This window comes from Marinitoga hydrogenitolerans DSM 16785 (assembly GCF_900129175.1).
GTDB lineage: Bacteria > Thermotogota > Thermotogae > Petrotogales > Petrotogaceae > Marinitoga > Marinitoga hydrogenitolerans.
This window is the reverse complement of record NZ_FQUI01000006.1, coordinates 46,320-59,031: the sequence shown is the minus strand read 5'-3', so window position 1 is coordinate 59,031 and position 12,712 is coordinate 46,320. Positions and strand designations below refer to the sequence as shown.

General features: G+C 26.9%; 13 protein-coding genes. All 13 read left to right on the top strand.

All coding sequences use genetic code 11. The features are described from left to right. The 13 genes from BUA62_RS03110 (at position 1) to BUA62_RS03050 (ending at position 12,710) form a co-directional block, all read left to right on the top strand. Positions 1–912, top strand: a complete 912-nt coding sequence (locus tag BUA62_RS03110) for an AEC family transporter (protein ID WP_072863343.1) — start codon at positions 1–3, stop codon at positions 910–912. 13 nt (positions 913–925) lie between these two features. Then, a complete protein-coding gene (locus BUA62_RS03105) occupies positions 926–1,303 on the top strand; it encodes a CoA-binding protein (RefSeq protein ID WP_072863341.1) in 378 nt (125 codons plus the stop codon). Positions 1,304–1,360: 57 nt separating this feature from the next. After that, on the top strand, positions 1,361–2,851 hold the full coding sequence (murJ, locus tag BUA62_RS03100) for a murein biosynthesis integral membrane protein MurJ (protein WP_072863339.1): 1,491 nt from the start codon (positions 1,361–1,363) through the stop codon (positions 2,849–2,851). A gap of 104 nt (positions 2,852–2,955) precedes the next feature. Then, positions 2,956–3,912, top strand: coding sequence for a 1-phosphofructokinase family hexose kinase (locus BUA62_RS03095; RefSeq protein WP_072863337.1), 957 nt, complete (start codon positions 2,956–2,958; stop codon positions 3,910–3,912). Then, positions 3,912–4,367: a CBS domain-containing protein gene (locus BUA62_RS03090; RefSeq protein ID WP_072863335.1), complete on the top strand. Its 456-nt coding sequence runs from the start codon at positions 3,912–3,914 to the stop codon at positions 4,365–4,367. Before BUA62_RS03095 ends, BUA62_RS03090 begins: the two co-directional genes overlap by 1 nt. Further along, on the top strand, positions 4,364–5,650 hold the full coding sequence (gene mtaB / locus BUA62_RS03085) for a tRNA (N(6)-L-threonylcarbamoyladenosine(37)-C(2))-methylthiotransferase MtaB (RefSeq protein WP_072863333.1): 1,287 nt from the start codon (positions 4,364–4,366) through the stop codon (positions 5,648–5,650). Before BUA62_RS03090 ends, mtaB begins: the two co-directional genes overlap by 4 nt. Next, positions 5,640–6,461 (top strand): aminotransferase class IV, encoded by an 822-nt coding sequence (locus tag BUA62_RS03080; protein ID WP_072863331.1) that lies wholly within the window; start codon positions 5,640–5,642, stop codon positions 6,459–6,461. The genes mtaB and BUA62_RS03080 overlap by 11 nt, the downstream gene beginning before the upstream one ends. Position 6,462: 1 nt before the next feature. Then, positions 6,463–6,759, top strand: a complete 297-nt coding sequence (locus BUA62_RS03075) for a DciA family protein (RefSeq protein ID WP_072863329.1) — start codon at positions 6,463–6,465, stop codon at positions 6,757–6,759. Then, positions 6,759–8,681, top strand: coding sequence for a DNA gyrase/topoisomerase IV subunit B (locus tag BUA62_RS03070; RefSeq protein WP_072863327.1), 1,923 nt, complete (start codon positions 6,759–6,761; stop codon positions 8,679–8,681). Before BUA62_RS03075 ends, BUA62_RS03070 begins: the two co-directional genes overlap by 1 nt. Beyond that, the gene (locus tag BUA62_RS03065) at positions 8,682–9,152 is read left to right on the top strand and encodes a DUF4894 domain-containing protein (RefSeq protein WP_072863325.1); all 471 of its coding nucleotides are present in this window, start codon (positions 8,682–8,684) and stop codon (positions 9,150–9,152) included. A gap of 10 nt (positions 9,153–9,162) precedes the next feature. Continuing rightward, positions 9,163–10,473: a cell division FtsA domain-containing protein gene (locus BUA62_RS03060; protein ID WP_072863323.1), complete on the top strand. Its 1,311-nt coding sequence runs from the start codon at positions 9,163–9,165 to the stop codon at positions 10,471–10,473. After that, positions 10,463–11,575 (top strand): cell division protein FtsZ, encoded by a 1,113-nt coding sequence (gene ftsZ / locus BUA62_RS03055; RefSeq protein WP_072863321.1) that lies wholly within the window; start codon positions 10,463–10,465, stop codon positions 11,573–11,575. Before BUA62_RS03060 ends, ftsZ begins: the two co-directional genes overlap by 11 nt. After that, the gene (locus BUA62_RS03050; RefSeq protein ID WP_072863319.1) at positions 11,565–12,710 is read left to right on the top strand and encodes a GspE/PulE family protein; all 1,146 of its coding nucleotides are present in this window, start codon (positions 11,565–11,567) and stop codon (positions 12,708–12,710) included. The genes ftsZ and BUA62_RS03050 overlap by 11 nt, the downstream gene beginning before the upstream one ends. The last annotated feature ends 2 nt before the right edge of the window (positions 12,711–12,712 follow it).

The window sequence follows — 12,712 nt, the reverse complement described above, 5'->3', positions numbered from 1 at the left end:
TTGCTGTTTTTTTTGACATTGTTTAAAATTTTGCCATTGTTTCTAATTATTTTATTAGGATATGTTCTTGGAAAAGTTTTTTTTGATTTAGACAATAAAATTTTAAATAAGATAACAATATGGATAGCGGGAAATGTATTAGCTTTTACAGCTATTAATTCTAATCCTCCATCATTTAATGAATTAAAAGCCTATTTTTTGGGATATGTTGTAATATTTGTATTAGCTATAATAGTTCCATATATTTTAAAAAAATTCGGATTAATAAAAGCTGAAAGAGGGATAATATCATTTGCTCTTATGTTCTCTAATGGAGGGTATTTAGGATATCCAGTTGTAGGTGCTTTATTTGGTGATGAATATATTTCTAAAGCGGTAATTTATGTTATTGTTATGACAATTTTGTCCTTTTCAATTGGAATAATTATATTAACTGGAAATATAAAAAAAGGTTTAACAAATATGTTGAAACTTCCAATGCTTTGGGGATTTTTAATTGGTTGGTTATTAGGAGCTAATGGTTTATTTTGGGATAATTTACCTTTTGTTTTATATGAACCTTTAAAAATGATAAAAGATGCAAGTATTGTTATTATTTTAATTAATATAGGGGTTTCATTGTCAAGAATTAAAATAAAAATATATGATTTATATGATACAATCCTCACTACAATTTTTAAATTAATACTTTTTCCTATAATTGCAGTGTTTTTAGTTAAGTATTTAAAACTGGATCCTATTTTAGCAGGTATATTTGTTATTGAAGTAGGAATGCCAGTAGGAATGAATGTTTCATTTATCACAGAAGAATTAAATATTAATCCAGCGCTTGGGAATTTATTAGTTTTTATTAGTACTATACTATCTGTTTTAACTGTTCCGTTGTTGTATTATTTTATAACCTTAATTTGAGGAGGGATAAAAAGTGTTTGATGTAAGCAAAATAAAAAAAATAGCGTTAATTGGAGCAACAACTAATAAGTCGAAATTTGGCTATAAAATTTTGAAAGATTTGGTGTCTAAAGGATATGAAGTTTTTCCAGTTACACCTAATTATGATGAAATTGAAGGTATAAAAACGTATAAATCAGTAAAAGACTTGCCAGAAGTAGATATTTTGAATTTTGTTGTTCCGCCTAAAATAGGGTTAAAGATTACCAAAGAGGCTTATGAAAATGGATTTAAAAAATTTTGGTATCAACCAGGTGCGGAATCTAAAGAAATAAAAGAATATTTAGAATCGCAAGATGATCCTGAAATTGAATATTTATTTCATAAGTGTATTATGGTAGAGACAATATAATTTGTTTACTAAAATAAAGCCTGTTCAGGCTTTATTTTAGTATTAGGAGGTTATTCGATGTCTGAGTTGTTAAAATTTACAGCTATATTTGCTTCAGCTACAATGGTTAGTAGATTTTTAGGGTTATTTAGAGATATTTTGTTTGCGTATTATTTTGGTAGAAGTGGTGAATATGATGCGTATATAATCGCTATATTATTACCATTTTTTTTAAGACGTATATTTGCTGAGGGTGCTTTTTCAACTGTATTTGTTCCGTTATATACAAGGAAAAAAAATAAAGATGCTGACATTTTTGCCAGCACAGCAATTAATTTTTTATTGATAATTACATTTAGTTTATATGTAATAGTATATTTCTTTTCACCTATTTTTGTAAAAATACTTGGTAGCGGTCTAAGTAATGATTATTTTGAATTATCTTCTAATCTTATGAAAATAACTTTTCCATTTATTACATTTATTTCAATTTGGTCTATATTTTCAGGTATTTTATATAATGAAAATAATTTTTTTGTTTCAGCTGTTTCTCCAGCAATTACGAACATTTTTACTATATTAGGTATAATATTTTCATATGTATTTTCAATTAAAATATATGGACCAACTATTGGATTCCTTATGGGTGGATTTTTCCAAATGATTTTCTTGTTTGTTTATGTGAAAAAGAAAGGGCATTTTCATTATTATTTTTCGTTAAAAAAAGAATATGTAAATGAAATAATGAAACTTTTTATTCCAGCGTTTTTTGGGGTCGCTATATCTCATATAAATAGTATAGTAGATACAAATGTTGCAACGTGGGCAGGTGAAGGAGGAGTTGCTACTATACAATATGCTTTAAGATTATATCAATTACCTTTAGCTATTTTCTCTGTAAGTATAGCTAATGTGATTTTACCAAGATTATCAAAACTTTCTTTTAATAATCAAAAAGAAAAATTTATTCAAGAATTTAAAGATGCTATATTAATTTCGCTTTTTTTAACTATACCAGCATCATCAGGATTAGTTGTTTTAAGTAGAGAAATCATAAAACTCATATACCAACGTGGTAATTTCACAAAAGAAGATACATTGATAACTTCTTTTACACTTGTGATGTATTCAATAGGTATTATTTTTTATTCAATTCATGGGATTCTAGTTAGAAATTTTTATTCTAAATTAAATACAAAAAAACCCACAAGAATTTCATTTGTTATGGTTTTGATAAATATTGTTCTGGATATAGGTCTTGTAAGATATATGGGTGTAGCAGGAATAGGTTTAGCAACCAGCATTTCTGGTTTAGTTGGTATGTTAATTTTAGGTTGGGATTTCTTTTCGCAATTTAATAAAAAAGATTATGTGGATATTATTAAAATTGTGTTATCTACTTTTATTATGAGCGTAATTTTATATTTTTCAAAAAATATGTACGCTTCAAATTTATATACAATATTTTTAATTCTTATTGGTAGCAGCATTTACTTGCTCTCTTCATATTTCTTTGGAATTAAATATTTAAAAAATATAATTCATTTTATAAATAAAAATAAGTTATAAAAATTATAAAATTCAGATTTTAATTGTATTAAATATGTCTATAATTGAACGATTTGTGGTATAATTAAAGTGAAAAAAATACTATATATTTAGGGGGTTAAAACATGGATGTAATGACAGTAACGTTAAATCCTTCTCTTGATAGAGAAATAATAGTAGAAGATTTTAAATGTGGTCAAATGTTTAGAATATCGAACCCCTCAAATGCAGTTATGGAACCGGGTGGAAAAGGTGTGAATGTATCAAAAATGCTTAGTAAGTTAGGAATAGAAAATATGGCTTTGGGATTTTTAGGCGGCTTTATTGGAAGAGTTTTTTTAGAGAAATTATTAGAAGATAGAAATATTACAGCTAACTTTATTTTTGTCGAAGAAGAAACGCGTGAAAATATTGCTATATTAGATTTAAAAAATCACACAATTACTCAAATTAATTCTAGTGGGCCACGATTACAAGAAATAGATATTGAACATTTTATTCAAAGATATGAAAATTCATTATCTCTAGTTGAGCACGTTTTAATTTCTGGAAGTGTTCCGCCAAATACTCCTAAAGATATTTATTCAAAATTGGTTTCTATGGCAAAGAGAAGAGGGATTACAACTTATATGGAATCTAATGGAGAACATTTTAATGAAGCAGTAGAAAAAGCTTGTCCAGCAGTTGTTAGAGTAGATTTGAGAAAAGAAAAAAAGTATTTTGATAGAAACTTAAAAGATATGGAAGATTATATTTATGCCGCAGAAGATATTATTAAACATGGAGCCAAATTGTCAGTTTTAAGTTATCATGTTGAGGGTGATGTTATCGCTACAAATGAGGGAGTATGGTTATTTAAAGTTAATGAGACTATTGATAGATCTCATTTATTTGGAGTTGGAGATTCTTTTATGACGGGTATAATATATCATATTTTAAAAAACGGATATAATTATTTGGAAGCTGCAAAATTTGGAATGGCAACAGCTATTGCAAAAGTTCATCATGTTGAAAAATATATTGAAAATATTGAAGAAATCAATAAATACTTTAATTATTTCGAAGTAAAGAAGGTGAAATAGTGAGAGTAGAAGATATAATGTTAAAAGATGTCACATCTTTGGTTGAAGATGTTACTATAGAACGATTTATCATATTATGTGAGAGACATGGTTATTCAGCTTTTCCTATTGTTGATACAGAATTTCATCTTGTAGGATTACTGAGTGAATCTATGGTTATTAAGGCGTCTATACCGGGATACCTTTCTTTGATGCAATCTACATCGTTTATTCCGGATTCACAACAATTTATTAAAGGATTAGGAAATATTCTTCACAAAACAGTATCGGACATTATGGATAAAAATCCAACAAAAGTTTATTATGATGACACTGCTTTACATGTTGCAGATGTAATAATCAAAAATAGTTTAAAAATTGTTCCAGTTGTTGATTATGATAATAGATTAGTTGGTATTGTGAGAAGAATAAAATTATTGAGTCTTGCTGCAAAGGGGATATTAAAAGAGCCGTGAAAAAAATAGATATAATTACTTATGGATGTAAATTAAATCAAGCAGAGAGTGAATATATTGGAGAAAAATTACAACAATTAAATTTTTTTGTAGAGTATGACAAAAAAGGCAAAAACAGTGATTATGTGTTGATTAATTCTTGTACTGTAACCAAAGAAGCTGAAAGGAAGATTAAACAACTAATACGAAGCATTAAAAGAGAAAATAAAAATAAAAAAGTCGTTGTTGTTGGATGCTATTCACATACAAGTGTGGATGAAATAAGAAAAGCTGGAGCAGATTTAATATTAGGAAATTTAGAAAAAAAATACATTGAAAAATATATCGATAAAAATGGAGTATTTGTTGAAAAAGCATATTGGAATAAAAATGATGAGAAACTATTTATTCCAACTAAGCCATATAACTCATATTCAAGATATTTTCTTCCAATTGAAGAAGGATGTATGGAATTTTGTGCATATTGTAGAATTATTTTTGCTAGAGGAAATAAAATTAGAAGTGTTGAAAAAAAAGAAATTTTTGAAAGTATTAAAAATATTTATTCGCAAGGCATAAAAGAGGTAGTGTTTACAGGGATTAACCTATCATATTTTGGGTATAGAACGAGTTATAATTTAAAAAAATTGATATTTGATATAAACAATGAATTTGAAAGTAAAGAAATAAGATTTAGGATAAGCTCTTTATATCCAGATTTTATAGATAAAGAATTTATTGAACTGTTAAATAATAGTTCAATATTTGAAAAACATATACATTTATCTTTACAGCATGTTTCAACTACTATTTTAAAAACTATGGGAAGAAAATATACAGAAGAATATTTATATAAATTATTTGATATGATATATACTATAAACCCGGATTTTTCTATATCAGCTGATTTGATAGTTGGATTTCCTGGGGAAACTGAAAACGATTTTGAAAAGTTAATTACTTTTTTAAATAAATATAATTTTTCACGTATACATGCATTTAGATATTCAAGCAGACCTAATACTAAAGCGGCAAGGATGAAAAATCAAATTCCTGGAAACATTAAAAAAAATCGCATGAAAGAACTGCAAAAATATATTAGTCAATCAACAAATAAATATATAAAACATTTAACAGGGAAAAGGGTAAAAGTTTTAATAGAAAAAGTTGAAGGTAATAAAAGTTTTGGTTATGATGAATATTATATTTATCATAAAATAAATGGAATATTGAACAATAATGTTTTTTATAATGTTATGATAGAAAACTTTGATAGTACTGGGGTGATTTCACGTGTTTTATAATTCTAAAAATTGGATTGAAAAAACAATATATAAAAATGAAGATTTTGACCTTTTTAATGGTTATTCTACTTATGAAACATTGAGGACTTATAATAAAAATATTTTTGCTCTTCGTTTTCATTATGAGAGATTAAAAAAATCTGCGATGTTTTTAGGTTTGGAAGTTCCAGAATACGAAATTTTAAAAAACACATTAATAAGTGGCATAAAAAACTTTAATTGCAAAAATGATGTGAGAATAAAAATATTGATAAATAAATATACGTCTAAAGAAAAAACTTTTTATGCCTTTATAGAACCGATAAGAGAAATTGATGATTTAAGAGAAAGTGGTGTTGTTCTTACAATTTCTCGCGAGAGAAAACCAAAAAATCCAGTGATTCCATATTATGTAAAAACAACATTGAACGGATATAGTATGTATTTAAGGCAAAAATATAATGCCTATTATGATTCTATTGTTTTAAATGAATTTGGATATGTTACTGAGGGTACTAAATCTAATATTTTTATTGTAACTGCTGGAGTAATAACGACTCCTCCAATTTCTGCCGGGATTTTACCGGGAGTTACAAGAAAAATAGTTTTAGAATTAATAGAAAGTTTTAATATGGATTTTGAAGAGAGAAATATAGAGGTATGGGAACTGCTTTCTGCAGATGAAATTTTTTTGACTCATACTAGTGTTGGAATAATACCAGTTAGAAGGATTGTTCCTAATTTTACATTTAATGCTCCAGGGATTTCAACGGAAACGCTTATTAATTACTGGCAAGATTTTATTATTGCTAATAATGAGTATTGGGAGTAAAATGAAAGAATTAAATGAAATTCTTAAAGATTTAGGACGCCAAAATAACGTATTAAAAAAGGTTTTGATGATAAAAGACTTAAAAAATATAATAAAAAATGTTTTTGAGAAATATGGTTTAACCTCAGTGGAGGTGGTTAATGTAGATTTGAAAACCTCCACACTTTTTTTGTATGTAAATGATAATTATATTAAGCAAGAAATTGTATTTAAAAAGAAAAGAATTTTAATAGATATTAATAATAAACTTGAATATGATAAGATAAAAGATATAAAATTTTCCGGAGGTGTTAGTTAATGAGTCAATATTCCCAAGAAAATATTAAAGTTTTAAAAGGTTTAGAACCTGTTAGAAAAAGACCTGGTATGTATATAGGTTCTATTGGGAAATCAGGATTAAATCATTTAGTATATGAAATAGTAGATAATAGTGTTGATGAATATATGAGTGGTTTTTGTAGTAAAATTGTAGTTAAAATAAATAGTGATAATTCTATAGAAATTATAGACAACGGAAGAGGAATTCCTGTAGGGCCACATCCAACTGAAAAAAAAGATACACTAGAAGTTGTGTTTACAACACTACATGCTGGCGGTAAATTTGATAATGCTACTTATAAAATAAGTGGTGGATTGCATGGTGTTGGTGCTTCTGTTGTTAATGCTTTATCTGAATATTTAGAGGTTTGGGTTCATAGAAATGGAAAGATATATTATCAAAAATATTCAAGAGGAATTAAGCTAACTGAAGTAGAAATATTAAGTGATACAAATAAAACTGGAACACATATAAAATTTAAACCAGATTCTGAAATATTTGAAAATGGCGATATTGAAGTAGAAGGACAAATTATTGAAAGTAGATTAAGGGAATTAGCATTTTTAAATCCTGGTTTAGAAATAGAATTTATAGATGAAAAAAGAAATAAAAAAAATGTATTTAAATTTGAAAAAGGCATATCAGAATTTTTAGAGCATTTGATTAAAAAGAATAAAAAAATGCCAATACATGAAAATCCTATTTTTGGAAAAGGGGCTGTAAAAAATCCAAGAGGTGAAAATTTTTCTGATATTATAGTTGAATTTTCAATGATGTATACACGAAATGATTTTCCACATTTATATAGCTATGTAAATAATATAAGAACTATTGAAGGTGGAGAACATGAATCAGCTTTTAAAACAACTTTAACAAGAATAATGAATGAATATGCCCGTAAGAATAAATTTTTAAAAGAAAAAGAAGCCAATTTTACTGGTGAAGATGTAAGAGAAGGATTAATTGCAATTTTGAGTATTAAGCTTCCAGACCCAGTTTTTGAAGGTCAGACGAAAGCTAAATTAGGAAGTAAAGAAGTTAGGGTTGCTGTAAATGAAATTTTATCAGAATATTTAATTAAATTTCTGGACTCTCATCCTAAAGATACAAAAATGATATTTGAACGCATAAAAGAAGCTGCAAGAGCTCGTATAAACGCAAAAAAAGCTCGAGATAAAGTAAAAAGAAAATCAATTTTTGAAAATTCACCACTTCCTGGAAAACTTGCTGACTGTACATCAACCAATTTAGATGAGACAGAATTATTTATTGTTGAAGGAAATTCAGCTGGTGGTAATGCTAAAACTGCTAGAGATAGAAATTTTCAAGCAATATTGCCATTAAGAGGTAAAATAATTAATGTTGAAAAACATGATATTGAAAGATTAATGAAAAATGAACAAGTTTCAAATATTATATCAGCAATTGGTACTGGGATAGGAGAAAATTTTAATATAGATAAATTAAGATATGGAAAAATTATTATTATGACAGATGCTGATGTTGATGGAGCTCACATAAGAACATTGTTATTAGCATTGTTTTTCAGGTTTATGCCTGAATTAATTAAAGAGGGAAGAATATATGCAGCACAACCACCTTTATATAAATTTAAATCAGGTAAATTTGAAGCTTATTTATATAGCGATGAAGAATTAGAAAAATTAAAGAAAGAGTATCCAAAATTTTCATTACAAAGATATAAAGGGCTTGGTGAAATGAATTCTAATCAATTATGGGACACAACAATGGATCCAGAAAAAAGAAAATTAGTTCAAATTAATATTGATGATCTTGTAGAAACAGAAGAAATTTTGGAAATATTGATGGGAAATGATCCATCAGCAAGAAGAGAATTTATAGAAGAACATGCTTTAAAGATTAAGGAGCTAGATATTTAAATGAATGCCACACGTTCTTTATTGCTGTTAATATTGATGATGTATATTTTTATTATTTTTTATATTATCTTCAGTTTTTTTGTTACACAAAAGAAAAACACGATTAACATCGCAGCAATACAACAACCTATATGTGTGGTAAAATTTAATAGCAGGTATCTACTTTTAAATAAAGATGAAATAATTTTTAAAATTTCGGATGTTCCTATAGTAGGATATCCTCTTATAAATTTTGATGATTATTTTAATTATAAAAACGAATTGTCAAAATTATCTTTAAATCAATTAAATTATATTTCGAGAATTGATTTTGAAAAAAAAATATTATACATAAATGTCGGTTATAAAATTTTTTTTAATTCATGGAAAGATGTTATAAAAAATTTTGAAGATATAATAATTAAATTAAAAAAATATGAACCGGGGAATTATCATCTTCTTTCTGGAGGTAGTTTAATTAGTATTTATTAGGAGGGATAAAATGGCCAAAAAGGTTATTTATGCAATTGATGTCGGAAATTTTTTCATTAAAGGTATAGCATTAGAGGAAGTTAAAGGAAGATTTCAAATGATTTCCAAATCAATAGAGAGAGCTGAGGGGATTGTAAAAGGACAGGTTCAAGATGTGAAAGCATTAAGGAGAAAAATAGAAAATGTTATTTATACTTTAGAAGGGGAAAATAATAAAGCAAAAGAAATAGAAATAATTTTATCTTATGCTACTAATGAATTAAAAATTTCAAGAGAAAGTTATACATTAGAATTCTCTGAACCAAAAGAAATCACAGAAGGAGATTTAGAAAAAATTAAATCAAATATACAACAAAAATATTCTGAATTAAATAAAGAGGTTTTAGATATAAAATTTGTGAATTTTGAGGTGGATGATAAGAAGGTAAAAAATCCGGTAGCTTTTGTTGCGAATTATAGTTTAAATGCGGTGATAAATGTTATTTGGGTACCTGAAAATGCTTTTGCTCCTATTAGAAATACAATAAAAAATTTAGTAGAAGGTGAAATTCCAATATATGATTCGACTTTAGCAGCAGCTTATGGAGTTACAAATACTTCAGATAGAAATCTTGGTGTTGGTATTATAGATTTAGGACATTCAAAAGCAAGAATGTTGATTTTCAAGGATGGAATCCCTAAATTTTATTTGGATTTTGAGGTTGGTATGGAATATGTATTAAAAGATTTAATGCATGTTTTAAAAACATCTGAAGGAGAAGCTTTAAGACTTCTTGAAGAACAGGCAGTTTGTCTTCAAGATACAAAAGTTGTGAAGAAAGTTGACTATTTGAGTTTAGTTGGAGATCATTATGAATATACTACACAGAATTTACTTAATAAAATAGTTTTTGCGAGAACTCGAGAAATAATAAATAAATTAAATAGTGATTTAGCTAAATTAGAATATGAAAATACACTTGAAATAGCTGGAGGACTTCAAGCAGGTATAGTTCATACAGGTGGTGGAGCAAGAATAAAAAATATTGAAAAGACTATTTCTGATTTTATGGGATCTCAAACAAGGTTAGGAGTAGCCTCGAACAATTCATCTAATTTTTATATTGAAAATGCAGATGAATTATTTAAAGATCCATTGTTTTCACCAATTTTAGGAACTATAAATTTATATTTTAGTGGTACAAATATACCAAAATTATATATAGAAGATTCAAAAGATTATGTTGAAAATAATTTTCATGAAGAAAAAGTAGAAAAAAAGGGAGGTTTCTTCTCAAGACTTGGAAGAATCCTTTTAGGGGGTAATGAAGATGCCATTTAATTTGCCTATTGAGGATAATTCTAAAGAAATGTTTCATAAAAGGCCTAAGTATGTTATTAAAGTTATAGGTGTTGGTGGTGCTGGTAACAACGCTATTGAAAGAATGGTAAGATTAGGTGTTGCTGAAGTCGATCTTATTGCGGCTAATACTGATGTGCAAGTTTTGGAAACAAGCAATGCAAAATTTAAATTACAACTTGGAAAGGAATTAACAAGAGGGTTAGGAGCTGGTGGAAATCCGGAAAAAGGGGAAAAAGCTGCCGAAGAAAGTGCTGATGAAATAAGAGAAATGATTCAAGGAACTGATTTGCTGTTCATTACAGCTGGATTTGGTGGTGGAACTGGTACTGGGGCTTCTCCAGTAATAGCTCGTATAGCTAGGGAATTAGGCATATTAACAGTTGCAGTTGTAACTATACCATTTCATTTTGAAGGTTCAACAAAACAAAAAATAGCAAATAGTGGTTTGAATAAATTAAAACCATATGTTGATACGTTAATAAAAATTTCAAATGATAAATTACTTGAAGAAAATGATGATATTCCAATAAGACAAGCTTTTGCAAAAGCTGACGATATTTTATATCAAGGAATAACAGGAATTTCCGATTTAATTACCAAAAAAGGTTTGGTAAATACAGATTTTGCTGATGTGGAATCTGTTTTAAAAAGAAGAGGTTCCGCAATGCTTGGTATTGGTTGGGGTAAAGGACCTAATAAAGCTGAAGAAGCTGCCAAAAATGCCTTAAATTCCAAATTTTTGGAAAATTCAGTTCAAAATGCTACAGCAGCTTTAGTTAATGTTGCAGGTAAAAATCCAACATTAAAAGATTTAAAAATAGTAACTTCTATTTTACATTCATATTCAACCGATGAAGTTAATTTAAAATATGGTATTACTGAAGTTGATGATATGCAACCTGATGAACTAAAGGTTACTATTGTTGCTGCTGGATATAATAAAATATTGAATGATTTTGACGGAGAAAATATTTATGAAATCCCTGCAATATATAGACTGTTTGGGAATAATGTTTTAAATGAAGAAAAGATTAAATTAGAAAAATATTTAGAAGCACAGCAGGGAGATTATGAAGAATAATTTGGAAGAAATTTCTGTTCAACAATTATTTTTTAATAAAAAAATAGATAAAGGAATAAAAATTAAAGACATTGATCCAGCTATACTTTTTGAAAAGTATATGGGTATTCTTTTAGAAAAGAAAGTAACCGATTTGCATTTTTCTGTAGATAAACAGAACTCCGTTATATCTTATAGATTTAATAGTACATTAATAGAATTTGAAAAAATTCCAAAGAAGATATATGATAAAATTTTGACTAAAATTCAGATATTGTCAAAAATAGATGTTGTTAATGATAAGGATCCGTCAGATGGGTCCTTTGCTTTTTATAACCAGAGATTTAGAATTTCATTGATTAGAAACACAGATGGTATAAATTGTGTAATAAGAAAATTGAAAGACATTTCAGATTTAACTGTTGAAAATTTAAATTATCCAGAAAAATTCATTGATTATATAGAAAAAATTAAAATGATGAAAAGCGGCCTTATTCTGTTTTCAGGACCAACAGGTAGTGGTAAATCAACTGCATTAGCATATATTTTACTTGATATTTTGAAATATAAATCAAAAAAGATTATTACAATTGAAAATCCTCTTGAATATCAAATACCAGGTGCTCAGCAAATTGAAATAAATAGTGATTCAGAAAAAACAACTTTATTGAAAAATATTTTAAGACATGATCCAGATATTTTAATGACAGGTGAAATTAGAACAGAAGAAATGTCTAAATTAACTGTAGAAGCAGCTATGACTGGTCATTTGGTTTTTTCTACAATACATTCAAATGATGTTTTTAATGTAATTAATAGATTGATTGAAAAAGGAATTAAACAAAATGATATTTTAAATTCTGTAAAGCTTATATTTAATCAAAACTTTGTAAAAATAAAATGTGATTGTTATGTTGATGAAAACAATAAAGGATGTAACAAATGTCATAATACAGGATATATTTCGATAAAACCAGTTTTTGAAATTCTTGAAATTAATGAATTAACAAAAGAATATTTAAGAAAAAACGACATAAAAAAAATAAAACAAACGCCTTTTTATACATTTTATGAAGATGAATTAAACCAATTACTTATCAAAAGCAAAATATCAATAAATGAATATAAAACTTTTTTTAATGATGAACAGAGGTGAAT